The following is a 22,509-nucleotide window of genomic DNA, read 5'->3' on the forward strand; positions in this document are numbered from 1 at the left end:
CCGCGTGCCCATCTACGCGCTCGGTGACGTCGAACCGGATATCCACCCCGACGCCTACGTCCACCCCGACGCCGTGGTCATCGGCGACGTGCGGCTCGGTCCGCAGGCCTCGGTATGGCCCACCGCCGTGCTGCGCGGGGACGACGGCTACATCCGGATCGGGGCCCGCACCAGCGTGCAGGACGGCACGATCGTGCACTGCACGCTCACCGAGCCGACGATCATCGGCGACGACTGCACGGTTGGCCACAACGTCCACATCGAGGGCGCGACGATCGCCGACCGGTGCCTGATCTCGTCCGGCTCGATCGTGCTGAACGGCGCCGACATCGGTGCCGGCGCGGTCGTCGCGGCGGGCGCAGTGGTCTCGCCCGGGGCGCGGATCCCGGCGCGGGCGATGGCGCTGGGCGTCCCTGCCCGCATCCGGGAGGGCCACTCGGTGCCCGAGGGATACAGCCTTCCCGCGGTGGAGTCCTACATCCAGCGCGGCAAGCGGTTCCGCGCCGAGCTTCGGCTCGTGGAGGGCTGAGTCGTGGCAGCACGGCCGCTGCACGAGGTCGTCGAGGCGGGATGGGCACGGGCGCTCGCGCCGGTGGCTCCCGTGGTCGCCGAGATGGGCGATTTCCTGCGCGCCGAGCTCGCCGCGGGCCGGCGCTACCTGCCGGCCGGGCCGAACGTGCTGCGCGCGTTCACCCAGCCCTTCGACGACGTCCGCGTGCTCATCGTCGGCCAGGACCCGTATCCCACGCCGGGGCATGCGGTCGGGCTGTCGTTCTCGGTCTCGCCCGGGACCCGGCCGCTGCCGCGCTCACTGGTCAACATCTTCCGCGAGTACAGCGAGGACCTCGGCCATCCGATGCCGTCGACGGGGGACCTGACCCCGTGGACCGAGCAGGGGGTGCTGCTGCTCAACAGGGTGCTGACGGTGGCACCGGCGGCGCCGGGCTCGCATCGGAACAAGGGCTGGGAGGCCGTGACCGAGCAGGCCATCCGCGCGCTGGTCGCCCGGGACGCCGCGCCGCTGGTGGCGATCCTGTGGGGCCGCGACGCGCGTAGCCTGGAGCCGCTGCTCGCGGACGTGCCGTGCATCTGCTCCGCGCATCCGAGCCCGATGTCGGCCGACCGGGGATTCTTCGGCTCGCGGCCGTTCAGCCGCGCCAACGGGCTGCTCGCCGAGCTCGGTGGCGAGCCGGTCGACTGGAAGCTGCCCTGATCTCGTCGCGCCGCGGATCCCGCGGTCGGGACGGAGCGGCAGCTCGGACCCCCCTGTGAGTGCGTAACAGTGTTCTAACACTGTTACGCACTCACAGGGGGGAGCCACCAGGAAAAGAAACGGGGCGGCCCCGGTGGGGCCGCCCCGAACCAAGCCGCAGCGTCAGGCGCGCGCGACCTTGCCGGCCTTCAGACACGAGGTGCACACGTTGAGGCGGCGGCGGTTGCCACCGTCCTGGCGCGCGCGCACGGTCTGGATGTTCGGGTTCCAGCGGCGGTGGGTGCGGCGGTGCGAGTGCGAGACGGACATGCCGAAGCCCGGACCCTTACCGCAGACGTCACAGACGGCAGCCACGTCGGTCACTCCTAGCGGGTAGACGAGCAGTGCTCAGGCAGGGTTTGGGCCCTGGCCAGTGAGCTCAAGGGTACCGAGCGCGTCCGGCACCCCGAACACCGCCCGGTCGCTACCCTCTCGCGGTGTGGCCCGGATCATCGACACCGCCGTGATCACCCGATGGACGGCGGCCTCGATGGCGGCTCTGGAGCAGCGGTGCGCCGAGATCGACCGGATCAACGTCTTCCCGGTCGCCGACCGGGACACCGGCACGAACATGCTGCTCACCCTGCGCGCCGCCAGCGACGAGCTGCACCGTGGGCTGCGCGCCGACGAGTCGGCGCCGTCCTGTGCGGCGGCCGCCGCCGCCCTGGCCCAGGGCGCGCTGGTCGGTGCGCGCGGGAACTCCGGGGTGATCCTCTCGCAGGTGCTGCGCGGGTTGTCCGAGGCGATCACCGAGGCCGCAGGCCCGGTCGGCGGGACGGCGCTGCACGCGGGGCTGGAGCGGGCCAGGCGGCTGGCCACAGCGGCGGTCGCGCAGCCCCGGGAGGGGACGATCCTGTCCGTGCTGGCCGAGGCCGCGCGGGCCGCGGCGAGCACCGGGTCGGGGTCGGTGGAGGAGGTCGCGGTCGCTGCTGCCGAGGCCGCCGCCGTGGCGTTGCGCGCCACCACGGCACAGCTTCCCGACCTGGCCAAGGCCGATGTCGTCGACGCGGGCGGGTTGGGGCTGCTGGTGCTGCTCGACGCGCTCGTCGAGGTGCTCACCGGCCGTCCGAGCTCGACCCGGCCGGTCCGGCCCGTGGCCGCCGGTGCGGGCGGTCCGGTCCGGTGCCGCGAGGCGCTGCTGATCGAGCGGGAGAGCGGCTCGACGGAGTTCGACTACGAGGTGATGTATCTGCTCGACGGCAGCGATGACGGTCGGATGGCCGCGCTGCGCGGCGAGCTCGAGCGGGTCGGGGACTCGGTGGCGGTGGTCGGGGACGGCACCCCCGGCGGCGCCGGTCTGTGGAACGTGCACGTGCACTGCACCGATATCGGCGCGGCGCTGGAGGCGGGCATCGCCGCGGGACGGCCGCACCGGATCACCGTGCTGCGGTTCGCCGATCAGATGGAGGCCGCGTCCCCGGCAAGGCGATTCGTGCGTGAGCGCGCCGTGCTGATGGCGGTGGCCGCCCCGCAGGCGGCGGAGCTGGCCCGCGAGGCCGGCGCCGATGTACTCGAGTTCACCGCGGGCCTGCCTCCCGACGAGGACGAGATCACGGTCGCGCTGGCCGGGACCAGGGCGCGGCACGTCGCGCTGCTGCCCGGCGACGCCGGCCTCACCGCGACCGCCGAGCGCGCCGCCGCCGAGGCCCGCCGCACCGGCCAGGAGGTCGTGGTGGTGCGGTCGTCGTCGGCGCTGCAGGGGCTGTCGGCGCTGGCCGTGCACGATCCCGCACGACATGCGGGCGACGACGTCGCCGCGATGGCCGAGGCCGCGGCGGCCACCCGCACCGGTGGGCTGCTGGTGGCCGAGTCCGAGGCGCTGACCTGGGTGGGTCGCTGCCAGCCGGGGGAGGTGCTGGGCCTGTCCGACGGGGAGGTGGTGCTCATCGCCCCCGATCTGGCTGTCGGTGCGCTGTGGTTGGCTCATCGCATGCTGGCACCCGGCGGCGAGCTCGTCACCGCCCTGCTGGGGGCCGACGCCGATGACGAGCTCGGCGAGCGGCTGGCCGAGGACCTGCGGCGCACCCACCCGGAGGTCGACGTGCTCGTCTATCGGGGTGGCCAGACCGACTACCCGCTCATGCTGGGGGTGGAGTGAGTATCGATCTCGACACGTCGCTGCGAGACGTCCTCGGGAAGGCGTCGGCCGCCGGGCTGGCGAACAAGCTCGACCTGCACACCGTCGGCGATCTGGTGCGCCACTATCCGCGCCGCTACGTTTCCCGTGACGCGCTCACGCCCATCGCCGAGCTCACGGTCGGCGAGCACGCCACCTTGGTTGCCCGGGTGGAGAAGGCGACCGTGCGGCCCATGCGCAACCGGCCGGGCAAGCTGATGACCGTCGTCATCCGCGACGATCACGGTGGCAGGCTGAGCTGCACGTTCTTCAACCCGCAGAAGTTGGCGCATCTGATCACGCCGGGGCGGCGGGCTCTGTTCGCCGGCAAGGTCTCGAGATTTCGCGAGGAGCTGCAGCTCACCCATCCCGAGTTCGATCCCCTCGACGAGGGCGAGGACGTCCGGCCGTTCGTGTCGGTCTACCCGGCCGCCGTCAAGTTCGGGTCCGAGGTCGTCGCCCGCTGCGTCCGACACGTGCTCGACCTGCTCGATGACCCGACCGACCCGCTGCCCGCCTACATCCGGCGCGCCGAGCGGCTGCCGGAGCTGGGCCGGGCGCTGCGCCGGATCCACGTGCCCGAGACCGAGGCCGACTACCGCGCCGCCCGGGCCCGGCTGATCTGGGACGAGGCGCTGGGGGTGCAGCTGGCGCTCGCGCTGCGCCGCCAGCAGTCCCTGGAGCGGCCCGCGGTGGCCTGCCCGCCCAAGCCCGCCGGCCTGCTCGACGGGTTCGATGCCGCGCTGCCGTTCACGCTCACCGAGGGCCAGCGCGAGGTCGGTGCCGAGATCGCCGCCGATCTCGCCCGCGAGCTGCCGATGAACCGCCTCGTGCAGGGCGATGTGGGCGCCGGCAAGACCGTCGTCGCCCTGCGGGCGATGCTGCAGGTCGTCGACGGTGGGCGGCAGGCCGCGATGCTCGCGCCCACAGAGGTGCTCGCCGCGCAGCACGCCCGCTCGCTACGCACGCTGCTGGGCCCGTTCGGCCGGGCCGGCGAGCTCGGCTCGGCCGAACGGGCCACCCGCGTCACGTTGCTGACCGGGTCCCTCTCCACGGCCGCGCGGCGCCAGGCGCTGCTCGACGCGCAGTCCGGTGCGGCGGGCATCGTGGTCGGGACGCACGCGCTGATCCAGGACCGGGTCGAGTTCGCCGATCTCGGGCTCGTCGTCGTCGACGAGCAGCACCGGTTCGGGGTCGAGCAGCGCGACGTCCTGCGCGGCCGGGGAGAGCGCACCCCGCATCTGCTGGTCATGACCGCGACCCCGATCCCCCGCACCGTCGCGATGACCGTCTACGGCGACCTGGAGGTCTCCGCACTGCGCGAGCTGCCCCGCGGCCGATCGCCGATCAGCACGACGGTTGTTCCGGCGGGGGAGAAGCCGGCCTGGCTGCAGCGGGTGTGGCGGCGGATCCACGAGGAGGTCGAGGCCGGCCATCAGGCCTACATCGTGTGCCCCCGGGTCGGCGGGGACGCCACGAAGCGGGGCGGCGCCCCGGAGGACGAGGACGCCGAGCTGATCGACCTCGCCGATCCGGACATCGGCGCCGAGGCCGACGACGGCGCGGCGCGCCGTCCCCCGCTCGCGGTGCTCGACGTCGCGCCCGGGCTGGCCGAGGGACCGCTGGCCGGGCTGCGACTGGGCGTCCTGCACGGGAAGCTGCCGCCTGAGGAGAAGGACGCCGTGATGCGGTCCTTCGATGCGGGTGAGCTCGACGTGCTGGTGGCCACGACGGTGATCGAGGTCGGCGTCGACGTGCCGAACGCCACCGGCATGGTTATCCTCGACGCGGATCGGTTCGGGCTGTCCCAGCTGCACCAGCTGCGGGGCCGGGTGGGTCGTGGTTCGGCGCCCGGGGTGTGCCTGCTGGTGACCGACGCCCCGGCGGGTACCCGCGCCCGGGAGCGGCTCGCCGCGGTCGCCGGCACCAGCGACGGCTTCGAGCTCGCTCGGCTCGACCTGGAGCTGCGCCGGGAGGGCGATGTGCTCGGCGCGATGCAGGCGGGCCGGCGGTCCGGACTGCGGCTGCTGTCGCTGCTGCGCCACGAGGAGATCATCTCGACCGCGCGCGGGTATGCGACGGACCTCGTCGCGGGGGATCCGGGGCTGGCCGGGCATCCCGCCCTGCGGGAGCTGGTCGACGAGATCGTCGGCGAGGGCCAGGCGGAGTACCTGTCCAAGGTCTGACTCGCGAATCGGGGTATTTCCGAGCGCGAGTCGCGGGATTCTCGTGCTCCGGTGTCCTGTCTCCCACGGTCCGGGCGTCGTGCGAACCGTGGGTCTTCCCGGTACGTACGGCCCGCGGCGGTACTCGGTCGCGATGCCGACGGGATCCGGCGCCTGCCGGAGGATCTGGCGGCGCATCGTTCGCCGGGCAGGTTTGTAGATCACCGGCCACCCGGATCCGCCACGCGCGCCGCTCGGCGTCCAGGAGCGGATCACCGCCGACGGCATCTCACCCTGGCCCGTCGTGGCGGGATGCTACCGGCTCGTTGTCGCCCGTGCCTGCCTGTGGGCAAACCGGATCGTGATCGCCCGCCGGCTGCTCGGGCTCGAGGGCGCGATCTCCATGGGCATCGCCGGGCCGCTGCACGACGACCGCAGCCGGCGCTTCCACAACGACCCCGACAACCGCGATCCCGTGCTGGGCATCGAGTATCAGCGCGAGGCCTACGAGAAGACCGTGCCCGGCTACGACAAGGGCGTCACGGTGCCGGCGGTGATCGAGATCGCCAGCGGCAAGGTCGTCACCAACGCCTACGAGGAACTCGAGTTCGACGTGCACCACGAAGTCGATCGCGGCCTCGCCCGTGTCTGCATCCCAACGGCGCACTACGGGGTTCGTACACCGTGGCCTATACGGCGAAGGCCTGCGACGAGCTGTACGCCACCCTCGGCCGAGCGGCGCAGGATGACCGATCAGGCGGGGAGCTGGCCCCGGCCGGCAGCGTCCAGGACGGCCTGGGCGGTGCGCGGCATGTGAATCACCCCGGCGCGCTCCAGCCGGGCCAGCTCATTGCGGGCCATGGCGTAGGCGGTCAGCCGTTCGGCATCGCTGTCGGTGTCGCGCGCGGTGGTCAGCAGCTTGATCGCCCGCTCGACGCCGCTGCGTTCGCTCGGCGACAGCCCGGACAGTCGGATGCGTTCGGCAGCGTCGCGGGCGGCCAGCCACGCCCGTTCGGCCCGCTCCACGGCCGCGATGAAGGCCTCCGCATGCCGGCGCGGCGGGCGGGCGTCGGTCTCCAGGGCCTGGGCCTCGGCGAACGCCTCGACGAACCGGCCCGTGCTGGTCACCGAGACGTCCGCGAGCGCGGGCAGCCGTAGCACCTCCATGGGGTCGCATTCGTAGGCCACATACTGCTGGCGCAGCGCGTCGAACCGGGCCCGGGCCTGCGGCCACGGCGGCTCGGCGGGACGTCGGGCCACCGGTGCGGTGCCGGGGGCACGACGGCGGACGATCAGCCCGGCCGCGGCGAACAGCACCAGGGCCGGTATCGCCATCGACAACACGATCGAAAGGACGAAGGCGAGCATCGTGAACACCGCGGAGCCTCCGATCACGATGATGGCCGGGACCAGCAGCCACGCGACCGGGAACCGGGGCGGGCCCGGGATCGGCGTCCATGTGTCGCCCCACGCCGGATAGCGTCGACGAGCCCGCGTCGCCGCCAAACCCCGCCACCCCACGGGGCCGGCGTGGCGGTACCGCGGGCGGGCGCGGCCGGGCGATCCTGCTGGTCGGGGACGACGCCTCATCCTTCCTTGGTACCCGATCGGGGGGCCGGTTCGCATCGGCCGGAGCCGGGAATCCTGAGCTGAGCCGCCGGGCACGCACCCTTCCCGCGGTCGGCGCCCGCCGAACGCCATGCAACCATCACGCCCGCAGCCGTCCTGACAGATCCAGGGAGCCCGATGTTCCGCAAGTTGTTGGTCGCCAACCGTGGCGAGATCGCGATCCGGGCGTTCCGGGCGGCGTTCGAGCTGGGAACCTCCACGGTCGCCGTCTTCCCGTACGAGGACCGGAACTCGCTGCATCGCGCGAAGGCGGACGAGTCGTACCAGATCGGCGAGCCCGGTCACCCGGTGCGGGCGTACCTCTCGGTCGACGAGGTGATCAAGGCCGCGCGCAAGGCCGGGGCGGACGCGATCTACCCGGGCTACGGCTTCATGTCCGAGAACCCGGACCTGGCCAAGGCCTGCGAGGATGCTGGAATCACGTTCGTCGGGCCGCCGCCCTCCGTGCTGCACCTGACGGGTAACAAGGCCCGCGCGGTGGCGGCGGCGCGGGCGGCCGGGGTCGCCGTCCTGCGCTCGTCGCAGCCGTCCGCCGACGGCGACGCCCTCGTGGCGGCCGCCGAGGACGTCGGGTTCCCGCTGTTCGTGAAGGCCGTCGCGGGCGGGGGCGGGCGCGGTATGCGCCGGGTCGCCGAGCCGGGCGAACTGCGCGAGGCCATCGAGGCGGCGATGCGGGAGGCGGAGTCGTCGTTCGGCGACCCCACGGTGTTCCTCGAGCAGGCGGTGGTGAACCCGCGCCACATCGAGGTGCAGATTCTCGCCGATGCCGAGGGCAACGTCGTGCACCTCTACGAGCGGGACTGCTCCGTGCAGCGCCGACACCAGAAGGTCATCGAGATCGCTCCGGCGCCGAACCTCGACCCGGCGTTGCGCGAGCGGATCTGCCACGACGCGGTGGCGTTCGCCCGCCACATCGGCTACGTCAACGCGGGCACCGTGGAGTTCCTGCTCGACGAGCGCGGCAACCACGTCTTCATCGAGATGAACCCGCGGATCCAGGTCGAGCACACGGTCACCGAGCAGGTCACCGAGCGCGACCTGGTGATCGCGCAACTGCGCATCGCGTCGGGGATGACCCTGCCACAGTTGCGGCTGAACCAGGAGGACGTGCAGCTGTTCGGGTCCGCGCTGCAGTGCCGGGTGACGACCGAGGATCCGGCGAACGGGTTCCGCCCCGACACCGGGGTGATCAGCAACTATCGGTCGCCGGGCGGCCCTGGGGTGCGCCTCGACGGCGGCACCACCCACACCGGCGCCGAGGTCAGCGCCCATTTCGACTCCATGCTGGTGAAGCTGACCTGCCATGGCCACGACTTCGCCAACGCCGTGCGCAGGGCCCGCCGCGCGCTCGCGGAGTTCCGGATTCGCGGCGTGGCGACGAACCTGCCGTTCCTCTCGGCGGTGCTGGCGGATCCGGACTTCCAGATCGGGAAGGTGACGACGAGCTTCATCGACGAGCGCCCCCAGCTGCTGCGCGCCCGCCAGCCCGCGGACCGGGGCACCCGGCTGCTGACCTATCTCGCCGATGTCACGGTCAACAAGCCCAACGGGCCGCGTCCGGCGGTCGTCGAGCCGGTCGACAAGCTGCCGGTCGCCAGTCTCGGCGCCCCGCCGCCCGACGGATCCCGGCAGCTGCTGCGCGCAATGGGCCCGAAGCAGTTCGCGGCCCACCTGCGCGCGCAGACGGCCGTCGCGGTGACCGACACGACCTTCCGCGACGCGCATCAGTCGCTGCTGGCCACCCGCGTCCGGACCCGCGACCTGCTGGCCGTCGCGCCGCACCTGGTGCGGACGGCCCCGCAGCTGCTGTCCCTGGAGTGCTGGGGCGGGGCGACCTACGACGTGGCGCTGCGGTTCTTGGCCGAGGACCCGTGGGAGCGGCTGGCCGCGCTGTCCGCCGCGGTGCCGAACATCTGCACCCAGATGCTGCTGCGCGGACGCAACACGGTCGGGTACACGCCGTACCCGGTCGAGGTGACCGACGCGTTCGTGGCGGAGGCGGCGGCGACCGGGATGGACATCTTCCGGATCTTCGACGCGCTCAACGACGTCGAGCAGATGCGCCCGGCGATCGACGCGGTCCGGGCCACCGGGACGGCAGTCGCGGAGGTCGCGCTCTGCTACACCGGCGACCTGTCCGACCCCGGGGAGAAGCTCTACACCCTGGACTACTACCTGCGGCTGGCCGAGCAGATCGCCGAGGCGGGCGCCCATGTGCTGGCGATCAAGGACATGGCCGGACTGCTGCGCCCACCCGCGGCCCGCGCGCTGGTGTGCGCATTGCGGGAACGGTTCGACCTGCCGGTGGCGCTGCACACCCACGACACCGCGGGCGGCCAGCTCGCCACGTTGGTCGCGGCGATCGAGGCCGGGGTCGACGCGGTCGACGCGGCCGTCGCGTCGATGGCGGGCACCACCAGCCAGCCGTCGCTGTCGGCGCTGGTCGCCGCGACCGACCACACCGAGCGGGCCACCGGTCTGGACCTGCAGGCCGTCTCCGACCTGGAGCCGTACTGGGAAGCGGTGCGCAAGGTCTACGCGCCCTTCGAGTCGGGGCTGGCCTCGCCGACGGGGCGGGTCTATCACCACGAGATCCCCGGCGGGCAGCTGTCGAACCTGCGCCAGCAGGCGATCGCGCTCGGCCTCGGTGACCGCTTCGAGCTGATCGAGGACTGTTACGCCGCCGCCGACCGGATGCTCGGGCGACTGGTCAAGGTGACGCCGTCGTCGAAGGTGGTCGGCGACCTGGCGCTGCATCTGGTCGGCGCCGGGGTGAAGCCCGCGGACTTCGAGGCCGACCCGGGCAGCTTCGACGTGCCGGACTCGGTGATCGGCTTCCTGCGCGGGGAGCTCGGCGACCCGCCCGGCGGCTGGCCCGAACCGTTCCGCACCCGGGCGCTGGACGGCCGCCCCGCGGAGAAGCAGACGCCCGAGCTGAGCATCGAGGACCGCCGCGGCCTTCGCGACGCCCGCCGGGCCACCCTCAACCGGCTGCTGTTCCCCGGTCCCACCACCGAGTTCGAGGCGCACCGCGAGACCTACGGCGACACGTCGGTGCTGTCGAGCAAGGACTTCTTCTACGGGCTGGAGCCCGAGCTCGAGCACACCGCGCAGCTCGAGCCCGGGGTCACCCTGCTCATCGAACTGGAGGCGATCTCCGAGCCCGACGAGCGTGGGTTGCGGACCGTGTTGACGATGCTGAACGGTCAGCTGCGTCCGATCACCGTCCGCGACCACTCGATCGCCACCGACGTCAAGGCCGCCGAGAAGGCCGACCGCGGGAACGACCGGCACGTCGCCGCCCCGTTCGCCGGCGTGGTCACCCTCCAGGTCGGCGAGGGCGACATCGTCGCGGCCGGTCAGACCGTCGCCACGATCGAGGCCATGAAGATGGAGGCCTCGATCACCACCCAGCGGGCGGGCACCGTCGCCCGCCTGGCCATCGGTGCGGTCCAACAGGTGGAGGGCGGCGACCTCCTCGTCGAGTTGGCTGATGCCCCGTGAGTGCGTAACAGTGTTCTAACACTGTTACGCACACACAGGCGCCGGAGGCGCACATGAGGATCATCGCGGGGCGGGCCGGCGGCAGGCGGCTGGAGGTGCCGGCCCGGGGCACCCGTCCGACGCCGGACCGGGTGCGCGAGGCGCTGTTCAGCGCGCTGGAGGCCGGCCCGGGGCTGGCGGGCGCCGCCGTGCTCGACCTGTGCGCGGGTTCGGGCGCGCTCGGGCTCGAGGCGCTGTCGCGGGGTGCGGCGCATGCGCTGTTCGTGGAGTCCGACCGGCGCGCGGCGGGTGTACTCCGGCGCAATATCGCCGCCCTCGGGCTGGGCGGAGCGGTGCGCGCCGCGCCGGTGGCCACGGTGCTCGCCGGGCCCGCCGATCGCAGCTACGACATCGTGCTGGCCGACCCGCCCTACGCCGTCGGCGACGACGAGGTGGCCCGCTGGCTGGCCGCCGCCGAGCGGGGCGGCTGGTACGCCCCCGAGGCGACTGTCGTCGTCGAGCGCGATATGCGCTCGGGCCCGTTCCCGTGGCCCGAACCGCTGCATGGGGGGCGTGAGCGACGTTACGGAGACACCACGCTGCACGTCGGGCTCCGGTACGGTCCCGGCGTGTGAGGCCACGTGTGAAGGCGGTGCGGCGGTGAGACGCGCGGTCTGCCCCGGTTCATTCGATCCGGTGACCCTCGGTCACCTCGACATCATTCTTCGTGCGGCCGACCTCTTCGACGAGGTCATCGTGGCGGTTTTGATCAACAAGAACAAGAAGAGCCTGTTCACCGTGGAGGAGCGCATGGCGATGCTGCGCGAGACCACCACGGACATGCCGAACGTGTCCGTGGACTCGTTCCACGGGCTGCTGGTCGACTACTGCACGGCCCACGACGTGCGCGCCATCGTCAAGGGGCTGCGCGCGATCACCGACTTCGACTACGAGCTGCAGATGGCGCAGATGAACCAGCGGCTCTCCGGTATCGACACGCTGTTCGTCTCGACGAATCCGGAGTACAGCTTCCTGTCCAGCTCGCTGGTCAAGGAGGTCGCCACCTACGGGGGTGACGTGGCCCATCTGCTGCCCGAGAGCGTCCACCGCCAACTGCTGGACCGGATCGCCGAGCACTCGTAGCCCGGGTCTCCACAGGTGATCATGAATCACCCGGTGGGAACTTGACACGCGGGCGACGCGGCAATTCGGTGGTTCCGCGCCTCCTGGTGCGAGGATGCGTCCCGTGTACCGGGTCTTCGAGTCGCTGGACGCGCTGGTGACGGTCGTCGAGGAGGCGCGAAGCGTCCCGATGACCGCCAACTGTGTCGTCCCCCGCGGTGACGTCCTCGACCTGCTCGACGACGTCCGGGAGGCGATCCCGGGCGAACTCGACGACGCCCAGGACGTCCTGGACCGGCGGGACGAGATCATCTCCGCTGCCGAGCAGGAAGCCGAGGAAGCTCGCTCGACAGCCACCGAGGAGGCCGAGCGGCTGCTCACGCAGGCCCGGACCGAGGCCGAGCAGATGGTGGCCGACGCCCGGGCCGAGGCCGAGCGGACCGTCTCCGATGCCCGGCGCGAGGCCGAGCGCACCCTGGCCGAGGCCCGCAGGCAGAGCACCGACCTGACCGAGCGGGCCCGCGCCGAGGCCGACCGGCTCTCCGAGGCCGGGCGCGCGGCCCATGACCGCTATATCGCCGACGGGCAGGCCGAGCAGGCCCGGCTCGTCGCGCAGGCCGAGGTGGTCCATGCCGCGCACGCCGAGGCGACTCGGCTCGTCGACGACGCCACCGCCGAGTCCGATCGGCTGCGTTCCGAATGCGACGGCTATGTCGACGCCAGGCTCGCCGAATTCGAGGACACGTTGTCCAAGGCGCTGCGCACGGTCAGCCGGGGCCGCAGCCAGCTCTGGCGGGGTGCGCAGGGCGGCGCGCCCGCGCCGGTGCTGCACGGGCGTTCGGGCACCGGGATGGATCTCATCGACTGACCGGACGCGCCGCGACGTCCACGACGCGCGGGCCGAGTCCCTGACGCTGCGTGTTCATCACGCTACTGTACGCATGTGCCGCGCAGCATCGAGCCCGATCCGACGACCTGGTGGGAGCGCTACGGTCATCGGCTGTCTCGCAACGGCGTCTCGGAGGATCCGGTGGGGGAGCAGACGATTCGGCCGATCCATCCGGTGACCGCCGCGGAGCTGACCGAGGACACGATCGTCCGCAACCGCACCGACCGGCCCGAGGAGGGCTGGCGGCGGCTGGTCTTCGCGGGCAGCCGCGGGCTGGTCAACCCGGGGCCGAGCGAGGCGGAGCAGCACCGCCGCGCCCGGCTGCGCCGGATCCACGCGACGCTCACCGGGGCGCACCGGGTGGCCGTCACGTCGATCAAGGGCGGGGTTGGTAAGACCACGGTAGCCACCTGCCTGGGTCTCGCGCTGGCCGAGAATCGAGGCGACCGCGCGGTCGTGCTGGATGCCAACCCGGATGCCGGGACGCTGGCCGACCGGTTGACCGGCGAATCCTCGGTAACGGTTCGCGAGCTGCTGCGCGACTACGACCGGATCGGCTCGTGGGCCGACGTCTCCCGGTACACCAGCCTGGCCGGGCGGCTGCAGGTGCTCGCCTCCGCCCAGGACCCCGCATCGAGCGACGCGTTCAGTCGCGAGGAGTACGCGCAGGTCTGCGCGCTGCTCGCGCGCTTCTTCAACATCATCATCACCGACTCCGGAACCGGGCTGGTGCATTCGGCGATGGAGGGGACGCTCGGGCTGGCCGACGACCTGATCGTCGTCGGGGCGCCGACCGTCGACGGGTCGAGCCGGGCATCCAAGACACTGGACTGGCTCGTCGCGCACGGCTACGCCGAGCTGGCGGCCAACGCCGTCGTCGTGCTGTCGTGCGACCGAGGCAGCGCCGAGATCGACCGAGGCCGGGTTCGGGACCATTTCGCCGCCCGTTCCCGGGCGGTCGTCGAGGTGCCCCGCGACCCGCACCTGGCCACCGGCGGCCGCGTCGAGCTCGCCCGGCTGCGGCGCCCGACCCGTGACGCGTTCCTCGAGCTCGCGGCGCTCATCGCCGACCGGTTCACCGCCGACCCGCAGAGCTGAGCCGCGGACTATCCTGGCGACGGTCATGACTACCCACCGCACCCCCACGCATCGCCCGGAAGCGGCGAGCCCGTGGGTCTTCAGTACTCGGGAGCTGGGCCGCAGGCCCGGGGCCATGCGCACCGTCTCCCGCAGCATCGCCGCGCCCGACGCGCCGAAGGCGATCGGGCTCGAGGGCGTCATCGTCGTCCCGGCCGGGTCGCCGGTGCTGCTCGAGCTGCGGCTCGAAGCCGTCACCGAGGGCGTCTACGTCTCGGGAACGGCCTCGGCGGAGCTCGCCGGCGAATGCTCCCGCTGCCTCGAACCGCTGACCGACACCATCGAGGTCGACGTCGCCGAGCTGTACGCCTACCCGGACAGCGCGACCGACGAGACCACCGACTCGGACGAGGTGCCGCGGCTGGTGGACGAGCGCGTCGACCTCGAGCAGGTCGTCCGGGACGCGATCATCCTGGAGCTCCCGCTCGCCCCGCTCTGCGAGCCGGACTGCCTCGGGCTGTGTTCCGAATGCGGCGGGCGGCGGGCCGATCTCGGCCCCGACCACGGGCATGAGAGACTGGATCCTCGGTGGGCCGCTCTGCGCGAGCACCTGCCGTCGGAATGACACAGTCATTCGACTGATATCCCCGAGCACCATCTAGGAGTTTCGCCGTGGCCGTACCCAAGCGCCGGATGTCGCGGTCCAACACGCGCTCGCGCCGGGCGCAATGGAAGGCGGCTGCGCCGACTCTCGCCGCCTGCTCGAACCGCGCCTGCCGGGCCCCGAAGCCCCCGCACGTGGCCTGCCCGACATGTGGAACCTACGACGGCCGTCAGGTCGTCCGCCCGGCCTGATCGCGTCCGCGTGGCGGAGCGAGGCGTGCAGGGCCCCGTGGAGGACCGCGGGCCCCTACTGAGCGCGCTCGGCGCCGAGATCGACGACGACCTGCTCACGCTCGCACTCACCCACCGCTCGTACGCCTACGAGCGCGGTGGGCTGCCGACCAACGAGCGCCTGGAGTTCCTGGGCGACGCGGTGCTCGGCGTCATCGTCACCGAACGGCTGTACCGGGACCATCCCGAGCTGCCCGAGGGGCAGCTCGCCAAGCTGCGTGCCAGCGTGGTCAACATGCACGCCCTGGCCGGGGTGGCCACCGAGCTGAGCCCGGCCGGGTTGGGCGCCTATCTCTATCTCGGTCGGGGAGAGGAGCTCACCGGTGGGCGGGCGAAGGCGAGCATCCTCGCCGATGCCACCGAGGCGCTGATCGGAGCGGTGTACCTGCAGCATGGCCTGGAGGCTGCGCGTGGGCTCGTGCACCGGCTGTTCGGTGGGCTGCTGCGCAGCGCTCCGCTGCTGGGCGCCGGCCTCGACTGGAAGACCAGCCTGCAGGAGCTTACCGCCGCCTCCGACCTCGGCGTGCCCGAGTACCGGATCGCCGAGGAGGGGCCCGACCATCTCAAGGTGTTCACGGCCACCGCCGTCGTCGGCGGTCGTGAGCTGGGGTCGGGCGACGGGCGCACCAAGAAGGAGGCGGAGCAGAAGGCCGCCGAACTGGCCTGGCGAACGCTGACCGCCGAGGCCGACGGCCCCGTCGGGCAGGCCGGCCCCGGCTGAGTCGCCATCCACCGTGCCCGAACTTCCCGAGGTCGAGGTCGTCCGCCGCGGACTCGCCGACCATGTGCTCGACCGGCGGATCGCCGCCGTCACGGTATGGCATCCGCGCGCCGTGCGCCGGCACGTCGCCGGTGCGGCCGATTTCGCCGGCCGGCTGGCCGGGCGCACCGTCACCGCCGCCCGCCGCCGCGGAAAGTACCTCTGGCTCGAGTTGGACGCGGGAGACGACGCCATCCTCGCCCATCTGGGGATGAGCGGGCAGCTGCTGGTCGCCGACGTCGGCCGGGCGGGCGAGAAACACCTGCGCGTGCGCATCGGGTTCGACGACGACGGGCCCGAGCTGCGGTTCGTCGACCAGCGCACGTTCGGCGGGCTCTCGGTGCATCCGCTGGCCCCCGCCGCGGGCGGCGGGCTGCTGCCCGAGCCGGTGGCGCATATCGCCCGCGATCCGATGGACCCCCTGTTCTGCCTCGACGAGGCCGTAGCGGCGATCCGGCGCAGGCGCACCGGGCTCAAACGCGCCCTGCTCGACCAGACCGTGGTCTCCGGGATCGGGAACATCTACGCCGACGAGGCGCTGTGGCGGGCGCGGCTGCACTGGGCACGGCCGACCGAGACGCTGACCCGCGCCCAGGGCCGCACGGTGCTGTCGGCGGCCGCCGAGGTGATGGCCGAGGCCCTCGACCAGGGCGGTACCTCGTTCGATGCGCTGTATGTCAACGTGAACGGGGCCTCGGGCTACTTCGACCGCTCGCTCAACGTCTACGGTCAGGCCGGCCGGGCCTGCCGGCGCTGCGGCACCCCGATCCGCCGCGAGCCGTTCATGAACCGGTCGTCGTTCAGCTGCCCGCGCTGCCAGCCCCGCCCGCGCCGGGCCCACGGATAGTCCGCAGTGGAACGACCACCGGGGAGGCGACGCGCCGCAGGGCGTTGTCGATGGTCGGCGCCGCACAGGCGCTGCCAGCCCAGCAGGTTCCGCCGCTACAGCCAGCCGCGACGCTTGAACAGCAGGTAGAGCACCAGCGCAAGCCCGAACATGAGCCCCAGCGCGAACGGGTACCCCAGCGTCCAGTCCAGCTCGGGCATCCGCGTGAAGTTCATGCCGTAGATCCCGGCCACCACCGTCGGAGCGAACAGGATCGCCGCCCACGACGAGATACGCTTGAGCTGCTCGTTCTGGTCGTAGCCCGCCTGGGCCAGCCGGGCCATCTCCTCGTTCTGGCGCTGCGCAACGAGCGTGGAGTTGACCACGAGGATGTCGCTGAGCAGTTGGCGGAACCCCTCCGTGCGCTCCAGCACCCGGGTGGCGTGGTCCGCGACGTCGCGCAGGGCCCGGCTCAGCTCCAGGTCGGCGTTCGTTCCCTCGCCGCCCACCCGCTGGTGCAACGCGGCGATCAGATCCTGCAGCGGCTCGACAGCGCGCTGGAAGGCGATCACCTCGCGGCTGAGCTGGTAGATCCGCTTCGAGACGCTCGGGTCGCCGTCGAAGACCTGGACCTCGATCTGGTCGATGTCGTCCTGCAGGCCGGCGAGCACCGGTCCGTAGTCGTCGACGACCTTGTCCAGCACGGCGTACAGCACGGCGAACGGTCCGTGGGCGAGCAGCTCGGGATCGGCCTCCATGCGGTGGCGGACCGCGCCGAGGTCCGGCTCGGTGGCATGCCGGACCGTGACCACGAAGTCGGGGCCGAGGAACAGGTGGATCTCACCGATCTCGATGATCTCGACCGGGTCGACGTATCGGGCGGGCCGCAGCACCACGAACATCGTCTGGCCGTACCACTCCAGCTTGGGCCGCTGGTGAGCGTGCACGGTGTCCTCGACGGCGAGCTCGTGGAACTGGAACTCCTTGGCGACCACGTCGATCTCGTCGCGATCGGGTCGCAGCAGCCCGATCCAGCCGAAGCTGCGCCCTCCCGGGCAGCGGCGGAGCTCGGCGAAGGTCTGGTCGAGCGAGGTCGGCGAGGCGGCACGGGTCCCGTCGACGTAGACCGCGTTGTCGACGACGGTCACGGCGGGGTCTCCGTTCACTCGCGTGGTTGGGCAGATTCGCAGCGTAACGGTGTGGCGGCGGTCCTGCTCCCGCACGTGATCGCCGTTTGAGGGACATCCACGCCGCCGGCGGCGCCATGCCCCCAACGGGCGATCATGCGGCCGGGCCGGCGATCGTCGCGACGATCTCCTCGAGCACCCGGCCCGGGTCACCTGCGAGGTCGTGCCAGGGGTGAACCGCAGCAGATCCCATCTCGCGCGGACCAGAGCATTGCTCTTGCGCCGGTCGCTGCGGAACCGCTCGGCGTCCACATGCCAGGCCCGGCCGTCGACCTCGATCGCCACCCGTGGTTCCGGGAAGGCCAGATCGATCGTGTTTGGGCCCAGGAGATACCCGAGCACCCACCCGGTGAGACCGGCGCCGCGCAGGATTCCGACCAGCAGGCGTTTGGCGGCCGAGTCGGCTCGGTCGGCGGTGTCCCTGAAACGATGATCACGGAGAAGGCCGTGCTCCGGTCAGCGGCCGAAGTCCTGGGTCCAGTAGTTCCCGCGCGGGTCGTGCCCGACGCCGACCGTGGTGAGCGAGCAGTTGAGGATGTTGGCCCGATGCCCGGGCGAGCCCATCCAGGCCTCGACGACCGTCGCGGCGTCCGGCTGGCCCCGCGCGATGTTCTCCGCACCGGGAGCCGGGTAGCCCTCCGCGCGGATCCGTTGATCGAAACCGGTGCCGTCCCGGCTGTCGTGGGCGAGGTAACCGGCATCGGCCATATCGGCGCTATGCCCCTCCGCGGCCGCGGTGATCCGATGGTCGACACGCAGCGGCCCGCAGCCGTGCCGGGCGCGCTGCTCGTTGGTCAGCGCGACGACCTGCGCCGCCGGTCCCGGGGCCGCCGTGGGGGCGGGGGACGGTCGCGCACTGGTCGACGGCGCCGGGGCACGGGCCGGGGGCTTCGTGGGAGCCGGGGTGGAGGTTGGCGACGCCGCGGTCGGCGAAGCCGCGACGACCGGCGCCGGGGAGGCGGTGGCCGGGAGGTACCCGTCGGGGGCCTCGCGGGGAGCCGGAATCCGGGCCGTCGGCGACACGGGAGCATCCACCGTGGACACCGTCGAACCGATGCCGGCGAACAGGCCGCCCGCGGCCATCCCGACCAGCAGTGCGGCGCCGCTCCGACGCGTCCAACGGATCACGGCGCGGTAACGTAGCAGTATTGTGAGTATCAACTTCGGATCCGCCGTTCGGCTCACCGCGTGGGTGCACGGGAGGGTGCAGGGGGTCGGTTTTCGCTGGTGGACGCGGTCGCGGGCGCTCGAGCTCGGCCTGGTCGGGCGGGCCGAGAACCTGCCCGACGGCAGGGTCGCCGTCGTGGCGGAGGGACTGCGCGCGGACTGCCAGCGGTTGCTTGACACGCTGCGCGGCAGCGGGACGCCCGGCCGCGTCGACCAGGTCGTGGCGCAATGGACCGAGGCCCGCGGCGGGTTCGACGGCTTCACCGAGATATGACCGGTAGCCTCCGGGATCACCGTGTTCGGGGGAGCCGCCGGCTGTGCATCTGAAGAGTCTGACGCTGAAGGGCTTCAAGTCCTTCGCCTCATCGACGACGCTGCGCCTGGAGCCCGGGATCACCTGCGTGGTCGGCCCCAACGGTTCGGGCAAGTCCAATGTCGTCGACGCGATCAGCTGGGTCCTCGGGGAACAGGGGGTCAAGGCGCTGCGCGGCGGCAAGATGGAGGATGTGATCTTCGCCGGTACAAGCGGCCGCGCGCCGCTGGGGCGCGCCGAGGTCACGCTGACCATCGACAACTCCGACGGCGCGCTGCCCATCGAGTACTCCGAGGTCTCGATCACCCGGCGGATGTTCCGCGGCGGCGCGGGCGAGTACGAGATCAACGGCTCGTCGTGCCGGCTGCTGGACATCCAGGAGCTGCTCTCGGACTCCGGGATCGGCCGCGAGCTGCACGTCGTGGTGGGGCAGGGCCAGCTCGACTCGATCCTGCAGTCCAAGCCGGAGGATCGGCGCGCCTATATCGAGGAGGCGGCCGGTGTCCTCAAGCACCGCAAACGCAAGGAACGGGCGCTGCGGAAGCTCGACGCGATGCAGGCCAACCTCACCCGGCTCACCGACCTCACCGCCGAGCTGCGTCGCCAGCTCAAGCCGCTGGGCCGCCAGGCCGAGATCGCGCGGCGCGCCCAGGCCGTCCAGTCCGAGCTGCGGGACGCCCGGCTGCGGCTCGCCGCCGACGACCTGGTGACCCTGCGCGACTCGCTGGCCCGCGAGGAGGCCGACGAGGCCGCGGCGCGGGCCCAGCGCGCCGAGGTCGAGGAGCAGCTCGTCACGGTCCGCGAGCAGTTGTCCGGGCTGGAGGCGGCGCTGGCCGCGGACGCGCCCCGGCTGGCCGCGGCGCAGGATGTCTGGTATCGGCTCTCGGCGCTGGCGGAACGGTTGCGCGGCACGGTGCGGCTGGCCCAGGAGCGGGTCCGCCACCTCGCCGACGCCGGGTCCGACCCGGGCCGCACCCGGGGCCGTGATCCGGAGGATCTCGAGCGCGAGGCCGACGCCGTCGCCGAACAGGAGGAGGAGCTGGTCGAGGCCGTGGCCCAGGCGCGGCGGCGGCTGTCGGAGGTTCTGGAGGAGCGCGCCGGGCACGAGCGCACCCTGGCCGCGGCCGAGCGCGCGCATCTGGCGGCGGTCCGCGCGATCGCCGACCGCAAGGCGGGGATCGCGACGCTGGCCGGCAAGGCCGAGGCGCTGCGCAGCGGCCTCGCGGCGACCGCCGAGGAGATCGAGCGGCTGTCGCAGGCTCTGGCCGAGGCCCAGGAGCGCACCGCGCAGGCCGCCGCCGAGCTGGAGACGGCCCGCGACGAGCTGGGGATGCTGGATGATGTCGCAGGCGACGGCCTCGAGGGGCGGGTCGCCGCCGCCGTCGAGGCGCACGAGAGCTCGCGCGCACGGGTCGCCGAGCTGGTGAAGCGGGAGCGCGAGGTCGAGCAGCAGCGGGCGCACTGGCGGGCCCGGGTGGACGCCCTGTCGGTCGGGCTGGCGCGCAAGGACGGGTCCGGCGCGCTGCTGCACGGCGGCCACGCCGGGGTCCTCGGCCCGGTGTCCGGCCTGCTCACCGTGGTTCCCGAGGCGCGGACCGCGGTCGCCGCGCTGCTCGGCGAGCTCGCCGAGGGGGTCGTGGTCGACTCGGCGCTCAGCGCGGTCGCTGCCCTGCGGATGCTGCGCGACACCGACGCGGGAAGCGCCGCGATCCTGATCGGCGGCGCGGCGAATGGTGTTCGGCAGGGCGATCCGCCCGCGGGACGCTGGGCGGCGTCGCTGGTCAGCGCCCCACCGCCGTTGGGCGACACGGTGACCGGGATGCTGCGCGACGTCGTCGTCGTCGAGGATCTGGACGCCGCGCGCGCCGTCGTCGCGGCAGCTCCGTCGCTCACCGCGGTGACCACCGACGGGGACGTGCTGGCCGCCGATCGGGCCCGCGGCGGGTCCGGTTCGGGATCGAGCGCGCTGGACCTGCAGGCCGATGTCGACAGCGCCGTCGAGTCGCGCGAGGCGGTGGAGCAGGAGCTGGCCCGGCTGCGCCCCGCGCTGGAGGGGGCACGGGCCGAGGAGGCGGCCCGGCTGGCCGAGCTCGAGGGCGCGAAGCAGGAGCGCCGCGCCGCCGAGTCGCGGCGGGCGGCCGCGGGCGCGCAACTCGGGCGGCTGGAGCAGGTCGTCCGCTCGGCCGAGGCCGAGGCCGGGCGGTTGCGCGAGCGTCGCGACTCCGTGGAGTCGCGACGGTCGGACGCCCTGCTCGCGCTGGAGGCGGCCGAACAGCAACTGTCGGTGGCCGAGGGCGAGCCGCTGGAGGAGGAACCCGATACCGAGGTCCGCGACGCCGCGGCCGACGCGCTGGCGCAGGCCCGCTCGGCGGAGGTCGAGGCGCGGCTGGCCCTGCGCACGGCCGAGGAGCGGGCGCACGCGATCGCGGGTCGGGCCGAGTCGCTGCGCAGGCAGGCCGCGTCGGAGCGGCAGGCCAGGGTGCGGGCGGCGGCGGCGCGGGCCGAACGCGAGCGCGCCGCGGCGGTCGCGGCGCTCGTCGTCGAGGCGGGGGAGAACGCGCTCAGCAGGCTGGAGGTCTCGCTGGCCGGGGCGGCCGCCGAGCGCGACGGCGCCGCCGCGGACCGCACCGAGCGGGAGGCGGCGCTGGCCGAGACCCGCACCACCGCCGGGCGGCTGACCGCGTTGCTGGAGAAGCTCACCGATGCCGTGCACCGCGACGAGGTACTGCGCGCGCAGTCCCGGGTGCGGATGGAGCAGCTCACCGAGAAGATCCTCGCCGAGCACGGGATCGGGGTCGACGACCTCGTCGCCGAGTACGGGCCGCAGGTGTCGGTTCCGCCGTCGGCGGCGGAGCTGGCCGAGTACGAGGCGGCGAAGGAGCGCGGCGAGGACGTCGTGGCGCCGCCCGCGATGTCCTATGACCGGGCCACCCAGCAGCGGCGGGTCACCCGAGCGGAGAAGGATCTCTCGCTCCTGGGCAAGGTCAACCCGCTGGCGCTGGAGGAGTTCGCGGCGCTGGAGGAGCGCTACCGGTTCCTGTCCACACAGCTGGAGGACCTCAAGAACACCCGGCGCGACCTGCTGACCGTGGTCCGGGAGGTGGAAGACAAGATCCTCGAGGTCTTCACCACCGCCTACGCCGACGTGGCCCGCGAGTTCGAGATCGTGTTCGCCACGCTGTTCCCGGGCGGGGAGGGGCGGCTGCGGCTCACCGACCCCGAGGACATGCTGGCCACGGGCATCGACGTGGAGGCCCGCCCGCCGGGGAAGAAGGTCAAGCGGCTCTCGTTGCTGTCGGGCGGGGAGCGGTCGCTGGCCGCGATCGCGCTGCTTGTCGCGATCTTCCGGGCCCGTCCGTCGCCGTTCTATGTCCTCGACGAGATCGAGGCCGCGCTGGACGACGTCAACCTCCGGCGGCTGATCGGGCTGATGGAGGAGCTGCGCGCCACCTCGCAGCTGATCGTCATCACCCACCAGAAGCCGACGATGGAGGTCGCCGACGCGCTGTACGGGGTGTCGATGCGCGGGGATGGGATCACCGCCGTCATCTCGCAGCGGTTGCGCCCAGCCTCGTAGCGTTGCCGGTCGGCCCCGAGGCCGGTCTGGAGGACGCGCGGGGCGGACGGCA

20 protein-coding genes are annotated in these 22,509 nt (G+C 72.8%); 16 read left to right on the top strand and 4 right to left on the bottom strand.

Annotated elements, in window-relative coordinates; genetic code table 11:
* Positions 1–4: 4 nt before the first annotated feature.
* Both G567_RS0100185 and G567_RS0100190 read left to right on the top strand, forming a co-directional pair.
* Positions 5–529, top strand: a complete 525-nt coding sequence (locus G567_RS0100185) for a gamma carbonic anhydrase family protein (protein WP_028928362.1) — start codon at positions 5–7, stop codon at positions 527–529.
* 3 nt (positions 530–532) lie between these two features.
* Complete coding sequence (locus tag G567_RS0100190) at positions 533–1,213, top strand: uracil-DNA glycosylase (protein WP_028928363.1); 681 nt, start codon at positions 533–535, stop codon at positions 1,211–1,213.
* Positions 1,214–1,375: 162 nt separating this feature from the next.
* Here G567_RS0100190 and rpmB read toward each other — a convergent pair whose 3' ends face one another.
* Positions 1,376–1,567, bottom strand: coding sequence for a 50S ribosomal protein L28 (gene rpmB, locus G567_RS0100195; protein ID WP_028928364.1), 192 nt, complete (start codon positions 1,565–1,567; stop codon positions 1,376–1,378).
* Between the two features lie 124 nt (positions 1,568–1,691).
* On the opposite strand from rpmB, the gene G567_RS0100200 reads away from it, so the two are divergent.
* From G567_RS0100200 to G567_RS33790, 3 genes are all read left to right on the top strand, one after another.
* Positions 1,692–3,350, top strand: a complete 1,659-nt coding sequence (locus G567_RS0100200; RefSeq protein WP_037055204.1) for a DAK2 domain-containing protein — start codon at positions 1,692–1,694, stop codon at positions 3,348–3,350.
* Positions 3,347–5,554 (top strand): ATP-dependent DNA helicase RecG, encoded by a 2,208-nt coding sequence (recG, locus tag G567_RS0100205; RefSeq protein ID WP_028928366.1) that lies wholly within the window; start codon positions 3,347–3,349, stop codon positions 5,552–5,554. The genes G567_RS0100200 and recG overlap by 4 nt, the downstream gene beginning before the upstream one ends.
* 340 nt (positions 5,555–5,894) lie before the next feature.
* Positions 5,895–6,350, top strand: a complete 456-nt coding sequence (locus G567_RS33790) for a glutathione S-transferase family protein (protein WP_245585482.1) — start codon at positions 5,895–5,897, stop codon at positions 6,348–6,350.
* On the opposite strand, the gene G567_RS31640 is transcribed toward G567_RS33790, so the two are convergent.
* Positions 6,287–7,039 carry a hypothetical protein gene (locus G567_RS31640; RefSeq protein WP_028928368.1) on the bottom strand — a complete coding sequence of 251 codons (753 nt, stop codon included), beginning with the start codon at positions 7,037–7,039 and terminating at the stop codon, positions 6,287–6,289. The genes G567_RS33790 and G567_RS31640 overlap by 64 nt on opposite strands.
* A 240-nt stretch (positions 7,040–7,279) precedes the next feature.
* Here G567_RS31640 and G567_RS0100220 point away from each other — a divergent pair, with 240 nt between their 5' ends.
* From G567_RS0100220 to mutM, 9 genes are all read left to right on the top strand, one after another.
* Complete coding sequence (locus G567_RS0100220) at positions 7,280–10,666, top strand: pyruvate carboxylase (RefSeq protein WP_028928369.1); 3,387 nt, start codon at positions 7,280–7,282, stop codon at positions 10,664–10,666.
* 53 nt (positions 10,667–10,719) lie between these two features.
* Positions 10,720–11,280, top strand: a complete 561-nt coding sequence (gene rsmD / locus G567_RS0100225) for a 16S rRNA (guanine(966)-N(2))-methyltransferase RsmD (protein WP_037055208.1) — start codon at positions 10,720–10,722, stop codon at positions 11,278–11,280.
* 25 nt (positions 11,281–11,305) lie between these two features.
* Positions 11,306–11,788: a pantetheine-phosphate adenylyltransferase gene (gene coaD, locus G567_RS0100230; protein ID WP_028928371.1), complete on the top strand. Its 483-nt coding sequence runs from the start codon at positions 11,306–11,308 to the stop codon at positions 11,786–11,788.
* Positions 11,789–11,891: 103 nt separating this feature from the next.
* Positions 11,892–12,635: a F0F1 ATP synthase subunit B gene (locus tag G567_RS25910; protein WP_037055210.1), complete on the top strand. Its 744-nt coding sequence runs from the start codon at positions 11,892–11,894 to the stop codon at positions 12,633–12,635.
* Positions 12,636–12,710: 75 nt separating this feature from the next.
* Entirely contained in the window at positions 12,711–13,754 is a 1,044-nt protein-coding gene (locus G567_RS25915; RefSeq protein ID WP_051231993.1) for a MinD/ParA family ATP-binding protein, read from the top strand.
* Between the two features lie 25 nt (positions 13,755–13,779).
* Positions 13,780–14,358: a YceD family protein gene (locus G567_RS0100245; RefSeq protein WP_051231994.1), complete on the top strand. Its 579-nt coding sequence runs from the start codon at positions 13,780–13,782 to the stop codon at positions 14,356–14,358.
* Between the two features lie 47 nt (positions 14,359–14,405).
* Positions 14,406–14,588 (top strand): 50S ribosomal protein L32, encoded by a 183-nt coding sequence (gene rpmF, locus G567_RS32605; protein ID WP_084795610.1) that lies wholly within the window; start codon positions 14,406–14,408, stop codon positions 14,586–14,588.
* A 10-nt stretch (positions 14,589–14,598) separates the two neighbouring features.
* Positions 14,599–15,348, top strand: coding sequence for a ribonuclease III (rnc, locus tag G567_RS0100250; protein WP_051231995.1), 750 nt, complete (start codon positions 14,599–14,601; stop codon positions 15,346–15,348).
* Positions 15,349–15,361: 13 nt separating this feature from the next.
* Positions 15,362–16,234, top strand: a complete 873-nt coding sequence (mutM, locus tag G567_RS0100255) for a bifunctional DNA-formamidopyrimidine glycosylase/DNA-(apurinic or apyrimidinic site) lyase (RefSeq protein ID WP_028928374.1) — start codon at positions 15,362–15,364, stop codon at positions 16,232–16,234.
* 95 nt (positions 16,235–16,329) lie between these two features.
* Here the strand turns inward: mutM and G567_RS0100260 are convergent, their stop codons facing one another.
* Positions 16,330–17,361 carry a magnesium and cobalt transport protein CorA gene (locus G567_RS0100260; RefSeq protein ID WP_028928375.1) on the bottom strand — a complete coding sequence of 344 codons (1,032 nt, stop codon included), beginning with the start codon at positions 17,359–17,361 and terminating at the stop codon, positions 16,330–16,332.
* A gap of 495 nt (positions 17,362–17,856) precedes the next feature.
* A complete protein-coding gene (locus G567_RS0100265; RefSeq protein ID WP_028928376.1) occupies positions 17,857–18,528 on the bottom strand; it encodes a CAP domain-containing protein in 672 nt (223 codons plus the stop codon).
* Positions 18,529–18,550: 22 nt separating this feature from the next.
* Here G567_RS0100265 and G567_RS0100270 point away from each other — a divergent pair, with 22 nt between their 5' ends.
* Both G567_RS0100270 and smc read left to right on the top strand, forming a co-directional pair.
* Positions 18,551–18,841, top strand: a complete 291-nt coding sequence (locus G567_RS0100270; protein ID WP_028928377.1) for an acylphosphatase — start codon at positions 18,551–18,553, stop codon at positions 18,839–18,841.
* A 43-nt stretch (positions 18,842–18,884) separates the two neighbouring features.
* The gene (gene smc / locus G567_RS0100275) at positions 18,885–22,457 is read left to right on the top strand and encodes a chromosome segregation protein SMC (RefSeq protein WP_028928378.1); all 3,573 of its coding nucleotides are present in this window, start codon (positions 18,885–18,887) and stop codon (positions 22,455–22,457) included.
* Positions 22,458–22,509: the final 52 nt, after the last annotated feature.

Source organism: Pseudonocardia asaccharolytica DSM 44247 = NBRC 16224 (assembly GCF_000423625.1).
Lineage (GTDB): Bacteria > Actinomycetota > Actinomycetes > Mycobacteriales > Pseudonocardiaceae > Pseudonocardia > Pseudonocardia asaccharolytica.

Excerpts from the sequence above, each read along its gene's own strand:
- G567_RS0100220 (WP_028928369.1), top strand. The coding sequence starts at position 7,280 with ATGTTCCGCAAGTTGTTGGTCGCCAACCGTGGCGAGATCGCGATCCGG.
- rsmD (WP_037055208.1), top strand. The coding sequence starts at position 10,720 with ATGAGGATCATCGCGGGGCGGGCCGGCGGCAGGCGGCTGGAGGTGCCG.
- G567_RS0100245 (WP_051231994.1), top strand. The coding sequence starts at position 13,780 with ATGACTACCCACCGCACCCCCACGCATCGCCCGGAAGCGGCGAGCCCG.